Here is a 20,880-nt window from a genome sequence, read left to right on the forward strand (position 1 = left end):
CGATGTGCCGGGAACGACCGACTCGCTCGCCACGCCTCGCAAGTCGCCGATTGGCTTGGCACTATCGGCCGTAAGCCGCGCCCGCAGGGGCCAATCCGGAGCCACGCCATGTATCTGCCGCTGGACGGCCGGGGGCCTTTGCACGGCCAATTGGTCCGGTCGTTGAAAGAGGCCGTGCTGGCCGGCCGGCTGCCGGCCGGGATGCGCTTTCCGCCGACCCGGCTGCTGGCCCAGCAGCTCGGCGTGTCGCGCAACACGGTGCTGGCGGCCTACGAGCAACTGCGCGCGGAAGGCTTCATGCAGGCCCGGGTCGGCTCCGGCAGCTACGTGGCCCTGCCCGGCGCGCCGGTGCAGCCGCGCAGCGAGCCGCCGACGCGGATCGCCGCGCAAAGCGCCTACGCCCGGCGTCTGCGCCGCTATCACGATCACGCCAACATCCCCGGCCGGCGCGCGCCGGGCACCCTGCACAGCTTCCAGTACGGGGTGCCGTTCACCAATCCGCTGCTGACCTCGGCCTGGGCGCGCGCGCTGTCGCACGCGGCCGCGTATCAACCGCCGAATTACCCGCCCGCGCAGGGCCTGCCGGCTTTGCGCGCGGCGGTGTGCGAATACCTGTCGCTGCGCCGCGGCGTGCAGGCCGCGCCCGAGGACGTGGTGATCTGTGCCGGCACTCAGCAGGCGATCGGCCTGACCGCGCGGGTGCTGCTCGACGAAGGCGACGAAGTGGCGATCGAGGAGCCGCAGTACTTCGCCGTGCGCGAAGCGCTGCAGATCCACGGCGCGCGGCTGCTGCCGGTGCCGGTCGACGGCGAAGGCCTGCGCACCGACCTGCTGCCCGAGCGCCCGCCGCGGTTGATCTGCGTGACCCCGTCGCACCAGTTCCCGACCGGCGCGCTGATGTCGCTGCCGCGCCGGCGCGCGCTGCTGGACTACGCCAACCGCCACGAGTGCTGGATCTTCGAGGACGACTACGATGGCGAATTCCGCTACGACGCGCAGCCGCACGCGGCCCTGGCCGGGCTCGACGACGGCCGCCGGGTGATCTACACCGGCACGTTCTCGAAAGTGCTGTTTCCGTCGCTGCGGCTGGGCTACATCGTCGCCCCGCCGGGCCTGCGCGATGATTTCATCAGCGCCAAATGGTGCGACGACTTCGGTTCGCCCGGGATCGAACAGGCCGCGCTGGCGCATTTTCTCGCCGATGGCGGCTTCGAGCGCCACTTGCGCCGCACCGCCAAGACCCTGAAACAACGCCGCGACGTATTGCTGGAAGCGTTGCGCCGCCTGACCGGCGACGCGGTCCAGATCGACGACTCGCATGCCGGCATGCACCTGCTGGTGTGGCTGCGCGGTCGCGACGCGGCCCAGGGCGCGGCGTTCATCGCCTTCGCCCAGACCCGCGGGCTGGGGCTGTATTCGATCGCGCCGTATTACTTCGACCCGCCCGATCGCGCCGGGCTGCTGTTCGGCTACGGCGCGTTGTCGGTGGTCGAGATCGAGGAGGCGGCGCGGATGTTCGCGCATTGCCTGGAGGCGATGGCGTTCGCAGATTGAGGCACGATTGGCGGCGAAAGCGGCCCGCAGCTCCCTCTAGGAGCGGCGTAAGCCGCGACCGCGAACCGCAACTGCCGCGCAGGCCTCGGTTCGATTCGTCATGCGGTCGACGGTCTTCAGCGGCCGGTGGGCGCTGCTTGGATTGTCGACGGTTGCGCCGTCGCCTGGTTGTCGCGGTCGCGACTCGCGTCGCTCCTATAGGGAGGCGGTGAAGCAATCGCGTGATCGGGCCTGCATCGGGCCATCCCGCAGCCCCTGTAGGAGCGGCGCAAGCCGCGACCGCGAATCACCAACATCGGCGCAAGCCGCGCCTCGGCTCGATCCCTCAGCGCGACGCCACCGCCGCGACGATCAGCGCCAGCCCCAGCCAGATCAGGTCCATGCCGGTATTGGCCAGCTGAAACAGGATCAGGAAGAAGTTCGGCCCCAGCTTGGACGCCGAGTCCAGCGGATCCAGGCCCATCACCGCGCCGTACTGGCCCGCGGCGATGCCCCAGTTGGCGAACAGCACGATCGCCACGGTCGCCAGCACCCCGAACGCGAGCCGGCGCGGGCCCGGGCGCCAGCCGCCCAGGCGCATCATCCAGGCGATGTCGAGCGCGCCCAGCACCGCCATCCAGCTGCATTGGCGGTCCCAGGCCAGGCTCAGCAGGACCCAGAACGCGGCGAAGCCGAAAATGCCCAGGATCAGCAGCAGCCACGACAGCGGGGTCATCCGGCGCTCGCCGCCGGCCCGCGGGTCCGCGCCTTGCGGAGCCTGGCCCTGCGAAGTCTGGCCTTGCGAAGCCTCGCCTTGCGAAGCGTGGTCGCGCGGGGCGGTCGCGTGGTGATCGGGCGGGACGGCGACGGTCATGGGCGGAACACTGTGGATGGGGCAAGCCCTACAGCATAGCCGGCCGCGACCGGTAGAATGTCGCGACTTGTGCTGCGGCACGGCATCCCCATCTTTCCGCCATGTATTCCCGCAGCAGCGAACCCGTCCGTTTCGAGCGCGATTGCGCCGCCGTCCTCGTGCCGCAAGGCGAGCAGGTCAATCTGCCCGCCGGCAGCGTGGGTTACATCACCCAGGCGCTCGGCGGCAGCTACACCGTGTTCGTCGAAGGCAACCTGTTCCGCATCGCCGGCCGCGATGCCGACGCGATCGGCAAGGAACCGCCCGAACCGTTGGAACTGGCCGCGGGCGCCGACGACGAGGCGGTCGAGCAATTGGTGTGGAAGCAACTGCGCACCTGCTTCGATCCGGAAATTCCGATCAACGTGGTCGAGCTGGGCCTGGTCTACGAGGCCACGGTCAAGCCGCGCGACGACGGCCAGCGCGTGGTCGAAGTGCGCATGACCCTGACCGCGCCGGCCTGCGGCATGGGCGACATCCTGGTCGACGACGTGCGCAGCAAGCTCGAAATGATTCCGACCGTGGCCGAGGCCGATGTCGAGCTGGTGTTCGATCCGCCGTGGGGCCGGCACATGATGTCCGAGGCCGCGCGCCTGGAAACCGGAATGCTCTGACGCCCTCCGGCGCAGCGGCAACGCACGCCGACGTATGGCGCACCGTTACCGTCCGCTCGCTTATGCCGATGTTTGGAAGTGCCAATCGTGTTCACGATTTGCGCCTTCGTAAACCGTTTTCAGCACATGGACGCCGGTTGCATGTGTGCCTAGGTTGTTGGCCACGGCCCTGCGAACGCAGCGCCGTACCTGCCGACTGGCTTTCGTCTCTTTCGAATTGCGCCACGCGCAAGCCAGACGGTTAACCCGCCGCGCATTGCGGCACCACTCAGTTCAACGTCGGGATTGCAGGGAACGGTCAGTGCCGTGGAAGCGCGGGCGGCGGAGCCGCCGCGTGTTGCTGTGTTCGGTGCGATGTCGGTGTCCGCTTCGATGCGGTGCGCCGGCCTGCGCGAGCGGGACGCCGCTTGCCGCTGCTGCCTCGTGCGCACAGTCCGCCGTGACGACCGGGGAATCCCGCTCACTCAGGGAGACGTGCATGAATCGTCGTATTTTGTCGCTGGCCATCGGTGCTTCGCTGGTATCGGTCGCGCTGCCCGGTTTCGCCGCCGAGCTGTTAACCGTCGACAGGCCGATCGAAGGCCGCTACATCGTCGTGCTGAAGGAACAAGCCGCCACCTTGTCGGCCGACAGCCGCAACGGCGTGGCCAACGTGCCTTCGGTCGCGCAAGGCATCGCCAATCAATACCGCGCCAAGCTGCAGCGCAGCTATCAGCACGCGCTGCGCGGCTTCGTGATCGACGCCGACGATGCGTCGCTGGCGCAACTGCTCAAGGATCCGCGCGTGGCCTTCGTCGAAGAAGACGGCTACATGTCGGTCGAGGCGACCCAGAACAACGCGACCTGGGGCATCGACCGCATCGATCAGCGCAATCTGCCGCTGAGCACCAGCTACACCTACGACACAGACGCCACCGGCGTGCACGCCTACATCGTCGACACCGGCCTGCGCGCCGACCACACCGAGTTCACCGGCCGCATCGGCAACGGTTTCTCGTCGGTGTCCGGCGATCCCAGCACCACCGACTGCCACGGTCACGGCAGCCATGTCGCCGGCACCGTCGCCGGCACCACCTGGGGCGTGGCCAAGAAGGCGACGGTCCATCCGGTGCGCGTATTCGGTTGCGGTTCCAGCGCGCCCAACTCGCAGATCATCGCAGGCATCGACTGGGTCACCGCCAATCACGTCAAGCCCGCGGTGGCGAACATGAGCCTGGGCGGTCCGGCCTCCACCGCGACCGATACCGCGGTGAACAATCTGATCAACGCCGGCGTGGTCGCGGTGGTCGCGGCGGGCAACGGCAACATCGATGCCTGCACCGAATCGCCATCGCGCGTTCCGCGTGCGATCACCGTCGGCGCCAGCGACCGCAACGATGCGCGTTCGATCTGGACCAGCGGCCAGGCCTCCAGTTGGGGCACCTGCCTGGACTTGTTCGCGCCGGGCACCTCGATCGTTTCGGCCGGCATCAGCAGCGCGACCGCGTCGGTCTCCAACAGCGGCACCTCGATGGCCTCGCCGCACGTGGCCGGCGTCGCGGCACTGTATCTGGCGGTCAATCCGACCGCGACGCCGGATCAAGTGCACGCGGCCATCGTCAACAACGCCACCCCGGGCAAGATCACCGATCTGCGCGGTTCGCCGAACCGTCTGCTGTATTCGCTGTTCGGCGGCGGCCCCGGCCCCAACAACCCGCCGGTGGCGAACTTCAGCTCCAGCGTCAGCGGCCTGACGGTCAGCTTCACCGACACCTCGACCGACAGCGACGGCAGCATCGCCTCGCGCAGCTGGAACTTCGGCGACGGCAGCACCTCGACCGCGGCCAATCCGAGCAAGACCTACGCCGCGGCCGGCACCTACACCGTCACCCTGACCGTCACCGACGACGACGGCGCCACCCACACCAAGACCGGCACCGTCACCGTGGGCAGCAGCGGCGCGCAGACTTACACCAACGGCACCGATGTCGCGATCCGCGACAACGCCACGGTGGAAAGCGCGATCGCCGTGTCCGGCCGCAGCGGCAACGCGCCGAGTAACGCCAGCGTGTCGGTCAACATCGTCCACACCTACAAGGGCGATCTGAAGGTCGATCTGGTCGCGCCGGACGGTTCGCTCTACAACATCCACAACCGCACCGGCGGCAGCGCCGACAACGTGACCGGCACCTTCACCTTCAATCTGTCGAGCGAGCCGCTCAACGGCAGCTGGAAGCTGCGGGTGAACGACAACGCCAGCTTCGACACCGGCCGCATCGACACCTGGAGCATCACGTTCTGATCCACGCATCCTGATACGCGCTTCAGCGATCCAACGCGTTGCGGCACCGCGGCCGCAACGCGTCGCAGGTTCTCGGCCCCTCTCCCGCGCGCGGGAGAGGGGTTGGGCGAGGGCAACACGCTGCCGATGCGCTCGCCGTGACCGACAAGTGCCGACGCGCAACGCGTCAGGCTCAGACAGCGCACGCAGCCTCATCCAGGCCGCGCAAAACCTCAAACCATCGACGCGGGCGCGTGTGCGCGCTCGCTCGCCAGTACTCGGCCGCATCGTGTGATTTTCTTATCAGAGAAATTTTCTCTGATTTTAAAATATGCCCGGCGGGATCACGTTTTGCCGGCCGCCAGACCCCGTCCCGCGCATGGACACGCCGACGTGGGTTTTCTAGCGTGTAAGCACGGCGTTGCGAATGCAGCGGCCGTAGACGCCGTTCGGTCAGCGCCTGTCGACAACCGCTCGATGCGCCGTCCGCGACGGATATCCGCCGCCAACAGCGGCACTCGGTTCCAACCTCGGGGTTGCAAAGAACAGTCGGTGTCCACGCGGCACTGAGCGGGGACGGCTGCGCGCCGCGTTTGATGCGATCGCGTCAGTCGTCGAACCGCCGAATCGATGCAGCGTGCCGGCCACCCGTCGGCACGATGCCGCTCGCGGCGCGTTCTCCGCCTCGGCCCGCATCGTCGCCGTCGCTTCGCGCGATCCCACTCACTCACGGAGACGTGCATGAATCGTCGTATCTTGTCGCTGGCTATCGGTGCTTCACTCGTATGCGCCGCGACGCCGGGCCTGGCCGCGGAATTGCTGACCGCGCAGCGGCCCATCGAAGGCCGTTACATCGTCGTGCTGAAGGATCAGGCTGCCACGCTGTCGACCCAGAGCAGCCGCGGCGTGAGCAACATGTCCACGGTGGCGCGCGGCATGGCGAGCCAGCATCGGGCCAAGCTGCTGCGCAGCTATCAACACGCGCTGCGCGCATTCGTGGTCGAAGCGGACGACGCGTCCCTGGCGCAGTTGCTCAACGATCCGCGCGTGGCCTACGTCGAAGAAGACGGCCTGGTGTCGATCGAAGCGACCCAGAACAACGCCACCTGGGGACTGGACCGCGTCGATCAGCGCAATCTGCCGCTGAGCACCACCTACACCTACGACACCGAGGCCGCCGGTGTGCACGCCTACGTCATCGACAGCGGCCTGCGCGCCGACCATGTCGAGTTCACCGGCCGCATCGGCAACGGCTTCTCCTCGGTGGCGGGCGACACCAGCACCACCGACTGCCACGGTCACGGCACCCATGTCGCCGGCACGTTCGCCGGCACCACCTGGGGCGTGGCCAAGAAAGCGACGGTCCATCCGGTGCGCGTATTCGGCTGCGGTTCGACCGCGCCGCATTCGCAGATCCTCGCCGGCATCGACTGGGTCACCGCCAATCACGTCAAGCCCGCGGTGGCGAACATGAGCCTGGGCGGCCCGGTGTCGACCACGACCGATACCGCGGTCAACGCGCTGATCAACGCCGGCGTCGTCGCGGTGGCGGCGGCGGGCAACAGCAATACCGACGCCTGCAACGGGTCGCCGTCGCGCGTGCCGCGCGCGCTCACCGTCGCCGCCACCAACAGGAACGACGCCCGCGCGCTGTGGCCGCTGGGCCAAGGTTCGGGCTGGGGCGCCTGCGTGGACTTGTTCGCGCCCGGCGACAGCATCACCTCGGCCGGCATCAGCGGCGCGACCTCCACGGCGATGATGAGCGGCACCTCGATGGCGGCGCCGCACGTGTCCGGCGTCGCGGCGTTGTACCTGGCGGTCAATCCGACGGCGACGCCGGACCAGGTGCACGCGGCCATCGTCAACAACGCCACTCCGGGCAAGGTCACCGATCTGAGCGGTTCGCCGAACCGCTTGCTGTTCTCGCTGTTCTCCGGCGGTCCCGGCCCGGGCAACCAGGCGCCGGTGGCCAACTTCGGTTCCTCGGTCAGCGGCTTGACGGTGAACTTCACCGACAGCTCGACCGATGCCGACGGCACCATCGCCTCGCGCAGCTGGAACTTCGGCGACGGCACCACCTCGACCGCGGCCAATCCGAGCAAGACCTATGCCGCGGCCGGCACCTACACCGTCAGCCTCACGGTCACCGACGACGACGGCGCCACCCACACCAAGACCGGTACCGTCAGCGTCGGCAGCAGCGGCGTGCAGACCTACAGCAACGGCACCGACGTGGCCATCGGCGACAACACCACGGTGGAAAGCACCATCGTCGTGTCCGGTCGCAGCGGCAACGCGCCGAGCAACGCCAGCGTGTCGGTCAACATCGTCCACACCTACCGGCAGGACCTGAGGGTCGACCTGGTGGCTCCGGACGGTTCGCTCTACAACATCCACAACCGCACCGGCGGCGACGCGGACAACATCAGCGGCACCTTCACCTTCAACCTGTCGAGCGAGGCGCTCAACGGCAACTGGAAACTGCGCGTCAACGACAATGCCCGTGGCGATATCGGCCGCATCGACAGCTGGAGCATCACGTTCTGATCCGAGCCGGAGCGATCGGGCCATTCGATTCGTCGCCAACGAATCGAAGCGGCGCGGCGCGAACCGGTGCGCAAGTCGGTGCAGTTCATGCCGGTGCGGCTCAAACCGATGTGGCTCAATCGATGTAGCTCAACCGATGTAGCTAAACCGATGTGATGTAAACCGGTGCCAAGCCTCGCGATTGGAGCGGCACCGATCGACAGGCACCGATCGATCGCACGCATGCGCATTGCCGACAGGCGCATGTGCTTCGCCCCTCTCCCGCGCCGCGGGAGAGGGGACGAAGCGACACCGATACGCGACGATCATGAATTTCATACGAAATAACTAGGGAATCGGTGAGCGCAGGATCCGCTTTCCGATCCGTGGCGCGTGTGCTGCGCCGCAACACCACCATTTATGTGTATGAGGTGAGCATCGGTTGCATCGAAAAAACCCAAATGTGCAACGCCGCTCACACAACACCCCCTGCAACCCTGCGGCCAACGGCTTGTTGGCACTGTTAGTGCAGCCTTAGCGTGTTAACGCGGACCAGGCAGTCACGAGTCCGTACACAAACAGCGTGGTCGCTGTCGTGTGCAGACATGGATGTGGCCACACCCGCCACCACGCGTTGAACGCCGCAAGACGGCACTTCGTTTTTGGGGGTTTCATCCATGTCCGACCGCACCATGCGCGTCCTGCGCAAGCACGCGCTTGCCGCCGCCACCGTGACCGCTTTGTCCTGCGTCGCGGTATCCGCCCATGCCGCCGACCGCATCAACCTCACCGCCCTGGCCAATGCCGGGCAGCAGGACGAGTTCATCGTCAAGTACCGCGACGGCAGCGCCGCGCGAAGCAACGAAGCCACCTTGCTCAAATCGCTCGGCGCCGCCTCGACCGGGTTCTCCGGCAAGAGCAACGCGCTGGGCCTCAAGCACGTGCGCCGCACCTCGATCGGCGCCGACGTCGTGCGCGCCGGACGCAAGCTCGACCGCGCCGAAGCCGAATCGCTGATGCGCCAGATCGCCGCCGACCCGAGCGTCGAGTTCGTCGAACCCAACGCGCGCATGACCGCGTTCTTCACCCCCAACGACACCCGCTTCGGCGAGCAGTGGGGCTATACCGCCTCGGGCATCAACGCGACCCAGGCCTGGGACGTGAGCACCGGCACCGGCGTGGTGGTGGCGGTCATCGATACCGGCATCGTCAGCCACAGCGATCTCAACGCCAACATCATCGGCGGCTACGACTTCATCAGCGACGCCACCGCCGCGCGCGACAGCAACGGCCGCGATTCCAACCCGGCCGACCAGGGCGACTGGTTCGCCGCCGCCGATTGCGGCCTGGGTTACGCGAGCAATTCCAGCTGGCACGGCACCCACGTCGCCGGCACCGTCGCGGCGGTCACCAACAACGCCAAGGGCGTGTCGGGCACCGCGTACAACGCCAAGGTCGTGCCGGTGCGCGTGCTCGGCCGTTGCGGCGGCACCCTGGCCGACATCGCCGACGCGATCACCTGGGCCTCGGGCGGCACCGTATCCGGCGTGCCGGCCAATCCGAACCCGGCCGAAGTCATCAACCTGAGCCTGGGCGGCAGCGGCACCTGCGGTTCCACCTACCAGACCGCGATCAACGGCGCGATCTCGCGCGGCGTGACCGTGGTGGTCGCCGCCGGCAACAACAACGGCAACGCCTCCAATGCGCGTCCGGCCAACTGCACCGGCGTGATCACGGTCGGCGCGGTCGACAGCAACGGCGCGCGTTCGGTGTGGAGCAGCATCCAGAAGTCGAACTACGGCAGCGTGGTCGACGTCGCCGCGCCGGGTTCGAACATTTTGTCGACGCTGAACTCGGGCACCACCACCCCGGGCGCGGAAAGCTACGCGTCCTACGGCGGTACCTCGATGGCGACCCCGCACGTCGCCGGCGTGGTCGCGTTGCTGCAGGCCAAGGCCACCACGCCGAAGACTCCGGCCGAGATCGAGACCATCCTCAAGAACACCGCGCGCGCGTTCCCGAGCACGCCGGACCAGCCGATCGGCGTGGGCATCGTCAACGCCAAGGCGGCGCTGGATTCGCTCGGCGGCACCACCCCGCCGACCGGCACCCAGACCTACAGCAACGGCACCGACTACAACATCCCGGACTACAACGCGACCGGCGTGTCGAGCACCATCACCGTGTCGGGCCGCACCGGCAACGCGCCGAGCAACGCTTCGGTGTCGATCAACATCATCCATCCGTACAAGGGCGACCTGAAGGTCGACCTGATCGCGCCGGACGGTTCGGTGTACAACCTGCACAACAACAGCGGCGGCAGCGCCGACAACGTCGCCGGCACCTACACGCTGAATCTGTCGAGCGAAACCCTCAACGGCGCGTGGAAGCTGCGCGCGGTCGACTCCGGCCCGGCCGACCTGGGCCGCATCGACACCTGGAGCATCACGTTCTGATCCTGGCACGACGGGCGCTTCGCGATGCGAGCGCCCTGGTTTCATGAGCGAACCCCGGCTTCGGCCGGGGTTCTTTTTTTTTGGTCGTTCGATCAGCGTCGAGCGATTGCTTCGAAATCGCCGGATCGAAGGGCGATCTGTGTCGCCGAAGCCGTTTGTGCATACGCGAAATCATGAGTCCGGCGACATCCATCCGCGTCGGATAAGCGCATATCGCAACAGCGAATCCAATCCGGACAGGTGCATTTGAAGTGCGTTAAGTGTGCTGTTTCAGACGTGTCTGATGGTTGCGTGTGCACACGCTGAGTAATTTCAATCCCGAGGGTGGCCGTACGAACGTCCATCCGCAGCACGCTCCGCATCGAACCTGGAGCGCTTCGCCGCCAACGCCGCCGCTCGCGGCGGTTGATCATCGGGGTTTCCGTCATGCCGCTCCGCGCCTGGTCTGTTTCGCGCATCGTTTCGCTGGTCGCCGCCGTGTCCGCGGCGACGATGACGGTCGCCGCCGCGCCGTCGCTGGCCGGCGCGCGCGCCGCCGACGCGGCCGCGGCGCGGGTGGCGGGCCATGAGCCGCCGGGTGCGACCATGCAAGAGTTCATCGTCAAATACCGCAGCGGCAGCCGCGCGCGCCTGGATGCCGACAGCCTGCATCGGGCGTTGCGCGAGGCCGAAGCCGGCTTCGCCCAGGCCGCCGGTCTGCGCCGCGTGCGCCGGGTGTCCACCGGCGCCGATGTGATCCGCGCCGATCGCGCGCTCGACCGGGCCGAAGCGCTCGCGCTGATGCGGCGCATCGCCAGCGATCCGCAAGTCGAATACGTCGTGCCCAACGGCAAGGCGCAGGCGGCGTTGTCGCCCAACGACAGCCGCTATTCCGAATTGTGGGCGTTCCACGATTATGACGCCGGCAGCAACAGCGGCGAGGCCTGGAACCTGGGCAACGGCAGCGGCGCGGTGGTCGCGGTGATCGACACCGGCATCGTCGCGCACGGCGATCTCAACGCCAACGTGTTGCCCGGCTACGATTTCATCGCCAGCACCTGGCGCTCGCGCGACAATGATGCACGCGACGCCAATCCGCTCGACGAAGGCGACTGGGTCGCGGCCAACGAGTGCTACGCCGGCCACGGCGCGGGTGCATCGGGCTGGCACGGCACCCATGTCGCCGGCACGGTCGCGGCGGTCGGCAACAACCGCAACGGCGTGATCGGTGCCGCCTACGGCGCTCGCATCGTGCCGGTGCGTGTGCTCGGCCGCTGCGGCGGCGATTTCTCCGACATCATCGACGCCATCACCTGGGCCTCGGGTGGTTACGTGCCCGGCGCGCCGACCAATCCGAATCCGGCCGAGGCGATCAACCTGAGCCTGCTCGGCGCTGGCGTCTGCGATGCGGCGACCCAGGACGCGATCAACGGCGCGATCGCGCGCGGCGTCGCGGTGGTGGTCGCGGCCGGCAACGGCAATGCCGATGCCGGCGGCTTCCGCCCCGGCAACTGCAACGGTGCGATCACCGTCGGCGCCAGCGATGCCGACGGCCGGCGTTCGATCTGGAGTGGCGGCTACGCCTCCAATTACGGCAGCGCGGTGGACCTGGCCGCGCCCGGCACCAATATCCTGTCCACGGTTGGCGTCGGCGCCACCAAGGTCGCCGGCGAGGGCTACGCTTATTACAACGGCACCTCGATGGCGACGCCGCAGGTGTCGGGGCTGATCGCGATGATGCAATCGCTGGCGGTCACGCCGAAAACGCCGGCGCAGATCGAAGCCTTGCTCAAGCAGACCGCGCGGCGTTTCCCGCTCGCGAACGATCGGCCGATCGGTGCCGGCATCCTCAACGCCAAGGCCGCGATGGAAGCGGTGCGCGCGGCCAATCCCGCGCCCGCGAGCGGCAAGCGGCGCTATCTCAACGACGCCGACGTGATCATCCACGACCACGCCACCGTCGAAAGCGCGATCTTCGTATCCGGCCGCAGCGACGCGGCGCCGCTGACCGGCACGCCGGTCAGCCTGACCATCCGCCACAGCTACATCGGCGATCTGAAGGTCGACCTAGTCGCGCCCGACGGCAGCGTCTACAACCTGCACAACCGCAGCGGCGGCAATGCCGACGACATCGTCAAGACCGTCGCGGTGAACTTGTGGGGCAAGCCGCTCAACGGCGCATGGCGATTGCGGGTCAACGACAACTACAGCAACGACACCGGCTGGATCAACAGCTGGAGCATCGAGTTCTGATCCGTCGCCGCATCCATCGCGGCGAGCACGACAGGGGGCGGGCCCGGACTTCCGTGGGGGCGGAAGTCCGGGGAACCCGTCGCCGCATGCGACGAGTTATCGAACGACGTTAAAAAAGTTTCCTGCGTGGTGTTGGAGAGCGGCTCCCGGACTCCGGTCGCGGCCGGAGTCCGGGAATCCGTTGGCGATGCGGCTATCGCCGTGCGCGATCGCGCATCGAGCCAACCGCGATGGGAGCGAGAAGAAGGCGCACAGGGGCAAGTGAGGGCCGGCGCGGCATGGCCGGTGGTGGAGCGGCAAGCGGATGTGGACGCAGTGGGTCGATGCGATATCAGTGGGTGGAAAGCAGCGATGAGCGACTCGATGACGGCGGTCAGCCATTGGAGGTGCGTGAGGTGGAAACGGGGAATAGGAAATAGGAAATAGGAAATAGGAAATAGGAAATAGGAAATAGGAAATAGGAAATAGGAACAGCGCCAAGCAAGAGCAACAGCAACAAGCAAAAGAAACAGCGATAGCAATAGCAATAGCAATAGCAACAGCGATAGCAATAGCAACAGCAACAAGAAGTGAGAGTTGCCGGATGCTTTGGCGTCGGACTTATGACGACGGTGTGCAGCACTCGGCTTCGTCGGTGCGATCGGGCCGGCATGAAGTGCGGCAAGCGGTCCCGGGCTTCGATGGTCATCGCGGCCCGGGACCGCGTTCGGCGGCCCGCGTCGTGAACAACGGATGCGTCGCCTGCGTGAGTCGAGGGCATCGCATGCTTGCGATCGCTTCGGATCGATCGCGCAGCCTGCCGCGCTTCGATTGCCGAATGCGCCAGTTCGTGTTCGAGCGGTTCGAGTCTTGCGATTCATCAGTGATTTCGATCGCGCGGCGCGGGAGTCCGGACGCGCATCAACGACAAGAGCATTCGAGCCCGGTGCATGCGATGCATGACGTCCAGTAATCGAAGCTTACAAAGGACTTCGATAGTGTCGATGACTCACATTAATTACGTTTTCTAGTTGTTTTAAGCGCCACATCGAAAGAGAACATCGAATCCCGGAGTAGGGTAATCGCGTCGTTTTTCGTTGCGCGCCGATTCGAAATAACCGTTTTGCACATTGCGACGCGCATCACTTCGCGGTCGATCGAATCATCCGCAAACGCTTGGCGGGAATTTTCCCGCGCCGCTAGCGTTGGACCCCGGGTCGCGGCCCCACCCGCATCCATCGCAACGTTCCGCAGGCAAGCGTCCGCCACCGCCCCGTCCGCCAGAGCGTTCCATCTCGCCGCCTCGCGGCGCTCACTTGGGATCATCACGCCATGACGTCTCGTTCGAATCGCATCAATCGCCTGCACCTGCTCGCCGCGGCCACCGCGGCGGCGTTGACCGGCCTGGCCGCGCCCGCGTTCGCCGGCCAGGTGTATCTGGGCAACCTGCTGGACGAAGGCAACCAGCAGTTCATCGTCAAGTTCAAGCCTGACAGCGCGCCGGCCACCAGCCCCGCATCGATGTCCGCTTCGCTGCGCCAGGCCACTTCGATCGCCGCCATGCCCGCCGCGGGCAAGCGTCCGACGCTGCGTCCGTTGCGCCAGATGATCATGCCCGGCGGCCGCGTCGTCGCGTCCGACCGCGCGCTCAATCGCGCCGAAGCGATCGCGCTGATGCGCCAGATCGCCGCCGATTCGAATGTCGAATTCGTCCAGCTCGACGGCATCAGCAAGGCGCTGATGACCCCGAACGACCCCAGCTTCGGCCAGCAATGGCACTATGCCGATACCGCGTTCGGCATCCGCGCGCCGGTCGCCTGGAACACCAGCAACGGCAGCGGCGTGGTGGTGGCGGTGATCGACAGCGGCATCCTGTCGCATACCGATCTCAACGCCAACATTCTCCCGGGCTACGACTTCGTCAGCTCGACCACCGGTCTTCCCGAGGCCGAATGCCGTGAAGCCGGCGGACAACCCGGATGCGGCAAGTCGGACGACGGCGATGGGCGCGACGCCAATCCGCTGGACTCATCGAATATCGTGCACGGTACTCATGTGGCCGGCACCATCGGCGCGGTGACCAACAACGGTGTCGGCGTGGCCGGCGTCGCTTTCGGCGGCAAGGTCCTGCCGATCCGCGCGTTGGGCAATCAGGGCTTCGGCAGCGATTCGGATATCGCCGATGCCGTGGTCTGGGCATCGGGCGGCAGTGTTTCCGGCGTGCCGGCCAACCCCAATCCGGCCGAAATCATCAACCTGTCGCTGGGCGGCAACGTGCCGTGCAGCCAGATGCCGGCGTGGCAGGCCGCGGTCAACCTCGCCGTGGCCAACGGTTCGACCGTGATCGCCGCCGCCGGCAACAGCAACAACGACGTCGCAGGCACCACCCCGGCCGGCTGCAACAACGTGATCTCGGTGGCGGCCAGCTCCACGACCGGTTCGCGCGCCTCGTACTCCACCTGGGGCGCGACCATCGACATCACCGCGCCGGGCGGCAACGGTTCGCTGTTCGGCGGCGCCACCGATGTGATCTCCACGCTGTCGAGCAATGGCTACGGCGGGATGTCGGGCACCTCGATGGCCGCGCCGCATGCGGCCGGCGTGGCGGCTTTGATCCTGTCGGTGTCGCCGACGAAGACTCCGGCGCAGATCGAGCAGATCCTGGAAAGCACGGCGCGGCCGATCCCGGCCAACCGCTGCTCCGGCGGTTGCGGCGCGGGCATCATCGATGCGGCCGCGGCGGTCGCAGCGGCATCCGGCGGCACGCCGGGCAATCAGGCGCCGGTGGCGAACTTCAGTTCGGCGGTCAGCGGCTTGAGCGTGAACTTCACCGACAGTTCCAGCGACAGCGACGGCAGCATCGCCTCGCGCAGCTGGAGCTTCGGCGACGGCACCACCTCGACCGCGACCAATCCGAGCAAGACCTACGCCGCGGCCGGCACCTACACGGTGACGCTGACGGTGACCGACAACGGCGGCGCGACCCACAGCAAGACCTCGACGGTCACGGTGAGCGGCGGCAGCGGTGGCGTGCAGACCTACAGCAACACCACCGACTTCAACATTCCCGACAACAACGCCACTGGCGTGAGCAGCAGCATCGTGGTCTCGGGCCGCAGCGGCAACGCGCCGAGCAACGCGGAAGTGTCGGTCAACATCGTCCACACCTTCCAGGGCGACCTGATCGTCGACCTGATCGCGCCGGACGGTTCGGTCTACAACCTGCACAGCCGCACCGGCCAGAGCACCGACAACATCGTCAAGACCTACACGGTGAATCTGTCGAGCGAAGCGCTCAACGGCACCTGGAGGCTGCGCGCCGCCGATCGCGCCTCGCTGGACACCGGCAAGATCGACAGCTGGAGCATCAAGTTCTGATCCGCACCACGACGCGGCCGCAGCGATGCGGCCGCGTCGTCGCGGACCGTTCGCGAACCCCGGTCGCAGGGCCGGGTCATGGACGCAGCCGGCCGCCGCCGATCCGGCGCCCGACAACGGCCGCGAGGGTCAAGTTTCAAATAAAGAAAATATTTTCTTTTTTGGAATGTGACGTGCTTAACAATTCCTGCCCGATGGTATCGGTATCCACCGCTTCCATCCGCTTACCCCGGTAATGAGTATGGATTAAGGGCCATGCCAGCCGGCCCGTCACCGGCGCCGCCCGATGCGGTCGCGCCCGCGCTTTCGAGTCGTATCGAACGAACATTTGGGGGAATCAACATGTATTTTGCATTCAAGCGTCATCCGCGCCTTTGCGCGCTCACCGCGGCCGTGGCGTTGTGCATGGCGGGCATCGCCCATGCCGCGCCCCCGCAGGAACTGCCGGGCGACCCGAACCGCGTCTGGATCCGCTTCCAGCCGGGCCAGAAGGCCCAGGTCAAGGCGATGGTCGCGCAGAAGATCCAGGCCCTGCAGCTGGCCGCGAGCAAGAGCGCCGGCAAGGCCGCCGCGGCGGCGCCGGTCAGCGGCAAGACCCATTACGAATTCGACAACCTCAACGCGGTGGTGATGACGCTTCCGCCGGAAGTGCTCGCCAACCTGCGCGGCAACCCGAACCTGGTCATCGAACAGGACGTGCCGCGCTATCCCATGGCCGAGTCCGTGCCCTTCGGCATCGACAAGGTCCAGGCGCGCGACATGGTCGCCAGCGGCGCCGACGGCACCGGGGTGAAGGTATGCGTGATCGACTCGGGCCTCAAGGCCGACCACGAGGATTTCGCCGGCATCGCCATCACCGGCTACGCGCCGAGCGGGCAGAACTGGACCGAAGATACCTGCGGCCACGGCACCCACGTCGCCGGCACCATCGCCGCGGTCGGCGGCAACGGCAAGGGCGTGGTCGGGGTCAGCCCGGGCAAGGTGTCGCTGCACATCATCAAGTACTTCGATGGCCCGACCTGCGGCCGCAGCTACAGCTCGACCCTGGTCGACGCGGCCAATCGCTGCGCCCAGGCCGGCGCCAAGATCATCAACATGAGCCTGGGCGGTCCCTTGTCCAGCAGCACCGAAAACACCGCGTTCACCAATCTGCTCAACCAGGGCGTGCTGCCGATCGCGGCGGCCGGCAACAGCGGCAACACCACCAAGAGCTACCCGGCCTCCTACGCCAGCGTGATTTCGGTCGCGTCGGTCGATTCCAACAACGTCAAGGCGGTCAGCTCGCAGTTCAACGACGCGGTCGATATCGCCGCGCCGGGCGAGGGCATCCTCAGCACGTATCCGAAGAAAGGCACGCCGGTCAAGGTCAACGGCACCGACTACGAAACCAACCCCATCTCCGGCGCCGCGGAAATCACCGTCAGCGCGCCGATGGTCGACGGCGCGCGCTGCGCCAGCGCCGGCAGCTGGAGCGGCAAGGTGGTGCTGTGCGAGCGCGGCGACATCAGCTTCAACGACAAGGTGGTCAACGCCAAGAGCGGCGGCGCGCTCGGCGTGGTCATCTACAACAACGTCGCCGGTCCGTTCGCCGGCACCCTGGGCGATAACGTCACCTCGACCATCCCCGCGGTCAGCGTGAGCCAGGCCGACGGCCAGACCCTGCGCGCACTGGCCGGGCAGACCGCGACGGTCAGCGGCGTGACGATCTACAACGTTCATTCCTACAACTTCTCCAGCGGCACGTCGATGGCCACGCCGCACGTGGCCGGCGTCGCCGCGCTGCTGCTCAGCGCCAAGCCCTCGGCGACGCCCGCGCAGCTGCGCGATGCGATGATCTCGACGGCGCTGGACCTGGGCGCGGCCGGCCGCGACAACGAGTACGGCGCCGGCCTGGTGCAAGGGCTCGAGGCGCTGGACGCATTGACCGGCGGCGGCACGCCGGGCAATCAGGCGCCGGTGGCGAACTTCAGCTCGGCGGTCAACGGCTTGAGCGTGACCTTCACCGACAGCTCCAGCGACAGCGACGGCAGCATCGCTTCGCGCAGCTGGAGCTTCGGCGACGGCACCACCTCGACCGCTGCCAATCCGAGCAAGACCTACGCCGCGGCCGGCACCTACACGGTGACCCTGACGGTGACCGACAACGGCGGCGCGACCCATAGCAAGACCTCGACGGTCACGGTGAGCGGCGGCAGCGGCGGCGTGCAGACCTACAGCAACACCACCGACTTCAACATCCCCGACAACAACGCCACCGGCGTGAGCAGCAGCATCGTGGTCTCGGGCCGCAGCGGCAACGCGCCGAGCAACGCGGAAGTGTCGGTCAACATCGTCCACACCTTCCAGGGCGACCTGATCGTCGACCTGATCGCGCCGGACGGTTCGGTCTACAACCTGCACAGCCGCACCGGGCAGAGCACCGACAACATCGTCAAGACCTACACGGTGAATCTGTCGAGCGAAGCGCTCAACGGCACCTGGAGGCTGCGCGCCGCCGATCGCGCCTCGCAGGACACCGGCAAGATCGACAGCTGGAGCATCAAGTTCTGATCCGCACCGCGACGCGGTCGCAGCAATGCGGCCGCGTCGCCGCGGACCGTTCGCGAACCCGGCCTCGGCCGGGGGTTTTCAAGCGCGGCCAAGGCGGATGGAGCGGCCGGCCGTGGCGCCTCGTGGCGCCAGCGGCGGCGCAACCGCTAGTTGCGATTAGGACTTGTCCTATTCGCGAGTTTCGGTGATGGGAGTCTCAAAAAATAGTGATGACTCGCACGTCGAAACCGTGCCGCGCGGGCCATGGAGGCTCTAGCGTGAGTTCCAGGGTCCGCGCCGCCGGCACGGACTCGCTGCATCCGACCCGCGACGCGCAGACGGTTCCCGCGCAACCGCGACCGGTTCATTGCCGCGCATGCGGCCCAGTGTTCTGACACCAATGTTCTGACAGGGGGTTTCAACCGATGTCCGCACGTTCCAACTCGTTCAATAGCCTCGCCGCCGCCACCGCCCTGGTGATCGCCGGCGTATCGGGTTCCGCGTTCGCCGCCGACCGCGTCGATCTGAGCAGCCTCAATGCCAACAACAGCGATCGCTTCAGCCGTTTCCTGGTCACGTACCAAAAAGGCAGCGCGCCGCGCGGCGACGTCGCCAGCTTCAACAAGGCCATCGACAGCGCCGCCAGCGCGACCAGCAGCCGCCTCGGCGGCGGCAAGCGCGCCGTGCAGCTCAAGCGCCTGCGCCGCACCGCCAGCGGCGCCGACGTGGTGGTCAGCAATCGGCCGCTCAGCCGCGACGAAGCCGCCGCGTTGATGCGCCAGCTCGCCGCCGATCCGGCGGTGCAGAAGGTGTCCAACGACATCTTCATGGTTCCGTACCTCACCCCGAACGACACCAATTTCAGCCAGCAGTTCGGTTTCGGCACCGGCAACGGCGGCATCCGCGCGACCACCGCCTGGGACGCGACCCAGGGCGCGGGCACGGTGGTCGCGGTGATCGATACCGGCATCACCAACCACAGCGATCTCAACGCCAACGTCATCGCCGGCTACGATTTCATCAGCGGCGATCCGCCGAATCAGGGCTTGCCGGCGGGCGGCTTCTTCGTCGCCAACGACGGCGACGGGCGCGACGCCAATCCGGCCGATCCCGGCGACTGGTTCGTCAACGATCAATGCGGCCCGCAGTCGGGTTCGAGAAATTCCAGCTGGCACGGCACCCATGTCGCGGGTACGGTCGCGGCGGTCACCAACAACGCCAAGGGCGTCGCCGGCACCGCGCACGCGGCCAAGGTGGTGCCGGTGCGCGTACTTGGCAAATGCGGCGGTTACGGTTCGGATATCTCCGACGCGATCATCTGGGCGTCGGGCGGCGCGGTGCCGGGTGTGCCGGCCAATCCGAACCCGGCCGACGTGATCAATTTGAGCCTGGGCAGCAGGAATCCGACCGCGTGTCCGCAGATCTATCGTGACGCTATCGTCGGCGCGGCGGCGCGCGGCACCATCGTGGTGGTCGCCGCGGGCAACAGCGACCGGGACTCGCTGACCGCCACCAATACCGCGGGAGAGGTCTTGGGCTACACGATGACCAATTGCGGCACGGTCATTTCGGTCGCCTCGACCACCTCCACCGGCGCGCGTTCGAGCTTCTCCAACTACGGCGCCGGGGTGGACATCGCCGCGCCGGGATCGAGCATCCTGTCGACCTTCAACAGCGGCACGCAGGGACCGGGCGCCGAGGCCTACGGTTCGAGCAGCGGCACCTCGATGGCCTCGCCGCACGTCGCCGGCGTCGCCGCGCTGGTGCAGTCGGTGGCGCCGACGCCGTTGACCCAGGAACAGATGCGCACCCTGCTCAAGAACACCGCGCGCGCGTTCCCGGTGTCGCCGGGCACCAAGCCGATCGGCGCGGGCATCGTCAACGCGGCCGCCGCGGTCGCCGCGGCGCAGGGCAGCGCTCCGGGCGCGCAGACCTACAGCAACGGCACCGATGCGAACATTCCGGACAACAACGCCACCGGCGTGTCGTCCAGCATCACCGTGTCGGGCCGCACCGGCAACGCGCCCAGCAATGCGCAGGTCTCGGTCAACATCGTCCACACCTATCAGGGCGATCTGATCGTCGACCTGATCGCGCCGGACGGCACGGTCTACAACCTGCACAGCCGCACCGGCGCCGATGCCGACAACATCAACCAGACCTATACGGTCAACCTGTCGAGCGAAGCGCTCAACGGCACCTGGGGGCTGCGCGTCGCCGACCGGGCCGCGCAGGACATCGGCCGGATCGACAGCTGGAGCATCACGTTCTGATCGCGCACCACGCTTGTGATTGAAGCGCCAGGTGTCGCACAGCAAACCCCGGCTTCGGCCGGGGTTTTCTGTTTCTGCCCGCGCTGTTTGCGATTGCTCGTCATGCCCGCGAAGACAGCAGGGCTTCATCAAAGCCGACGTTCCTGCCAACGGCGCGAGCGCTCGCGGCGCCTTCCCGCGCCATCGC

The 20,880-nt window shown here is 67.2% G+C and carries 11 protein-coding genes; 9 read left to right on the forward strand and 2 right to left on the reverse strand.

Features of this window, described 5'->3' with window-relative positions:
- The first annotated feature begins 108 nt into the window (after window positions 1-108).
- A complete protein-coding gene (gene pdxR, locus AC3A4T_RS22530) occupies window positions 109-1,554 on the forward strand; it encodes a MocR-like pyridoxine biosynthesis transcription factor PdxR (protein WP_487677452.1) in 1,446 nt (481 codons plus the stop codon).
- A gap of 325 nt (window positions 1,555-1,879) precedes the next feature.
- Here the strand turns inward: pdxR and AC3A4T_RS22535 are convergent, their stop codons facing one another.
- Complete coding sequence (locus tag AC3A4T_RS22535; protein WP_487677453.1) at window positions 1,880-2,407, reverse strand: hypothetical protein; 528 nt, start codon at window positions 2,405-2,407, stop codon at window positions 1,880-1,882.
- Between the two features lie 101 nt (window positions 2,408-2,508).
- On the opposite strand from AC3A4T_RS22535, the gene sufT reads away from it, so the two are divergent.
- From sufT to AC3A4T_RS22560, 5 genes are all read left to right on the forward strand, one after another.
- Window positions 2,509-3,060: a putative Fe-S cluster assembly protein SufT gene (gene sufT, locus AC3A4T_RS22540; RefSeq protein WP_487677454.1), complete on the forward strand. Its 552-nt coding sequence runs from the start codon at window positions 2,509-2,511 to the stop codon at window positions 3,058-3,060.
- A 478-nt stretch (window positions 3,061-3,538) separates the two neighbouring features.
- Window positions 3,539-5,341 carry a S8 family serine peptidase gene (locus AC3A4T_RS22545; protein ID WP_487677455.1) on the forward strand — a complete coding sequence of 601 codons (1,803 nt, stop codon included), beginning with the start codon at window positions 3,539-3,541 and terminating at the stop codon, window positions 5,339-5,341.
- 720 nt (window positions 5,342-6,061) lie between these two features.
- Window positions 6,062-7,867 (forward strand): S8 family serine peptidase, encoded by a 1,806-nt coding sequence (locus AC3A4T_RS22550; RefSeq protein ID WP_487677456.1) that lies wholly within the window; start codon window positions 6,062-6,064, stop codon window positions 7,865-7,867.
- A gap of 656 nt (window positions 7,868-8,523) precedes the next feature.
- Window positions 8,524-10,302 (forward strand): S8 family serine peptidase, encoded by a 1,779-nt coding sequence (locus tag AC3A4T_RS22555; RefSeq protein ID WP_487677457.1) that lies wholly within the window; start codon window positions 8,524-8,526, stop codon window positions 10,300-10,302.
- A gap of 426 nt (window positions 10,303-10,728) precedes the next feature.
- The gene (locus AC3A4T_RS22560; RefSeq protein ID WP_487677458.1) at window positions 10,729-12,534 is read left to right on the forward strand and encodes a S8 family serine peptidase; all 1,806 of its coding nucleotides are present in this window, start codon (window positions 10,729-10,731) and stop codon (window positions 12,532-12,534) included.
- On the opposite strand, the gene AC3A4T_RS22565 is transcribed toward AC3A4T_RS22560, so the two are convergent.
- Window positions 12,486-13,394 carry a hypothetical protein gene (locus tag AC3A4T_RS22565; protein WP_487677459.1) on the reverse strand — a complete coding sequence of 303 codons (909 nt, stop codon included), beginning with the start codon at window positions 13,392-13,394 and terminating at the stop codon, window positions 12,486-12,488. The genes AC3A4T_RS22560 and AC3A4T_RS22565 overlap by 49 nt on opposite strands.
- 451 nt (window positions 13,395-13,845) lie before the next feature.
- On the opposite strand from AC3A4T_RS22565, the gene AC3A4T_RS22570 reads away from it, so the two are divergent.
- The 3 genes from AC3A4T_RS22570 to AC3A4T_RS22580 all read left to right on the forward strand — a co-directional run bounded on the left by AC3A4T_RS22570 (window position 13,846) and on the right by AC3A4T_RS22580 (window position 20,693).
- Window positions 13,846-15,891, forward strand: coding sequence for a S8 family serine peptidase (locus AC3A4T_RS22570; protein ID WP_487677460.1), 2,046 nt, complete (start codon window positions 13,846-13,848; stop codon window positions 15,889-15,891).
- Between the two features lie 342 nt (window positions 15,892-16,233).
- Window positions 16,234-18,441, forward strand: coding sequence for a S8 family serine peptidase (locus AC3A4T_RS22575; protein WP_487677461.1), 2,208 nt, complete (start codon window positions 16,234-16,236; stop codon window positions 18,439-18,441).
- Between the two features lie 404 nt (window positions 18,442-18,845).
- The gene (locus AC3A4T_RS22580) at window positions 18,846-20,693 is read left to right on the forward strand and encodes a S8 family serine peptidase (RefSeq protein WP_487677462.1); all 1,848 of its coding nucleotides are present in this window, start codon (window positions 18,846-18,848) and stop codon (window positions 20,691-20,693) included.
- The last annotated feature ends 187 nt before the right edge of the window (window positions 20,694-20,880 follow it).

Source organism: Lysobacter sp. Soil_N_51, assembly GCF_057655755.1.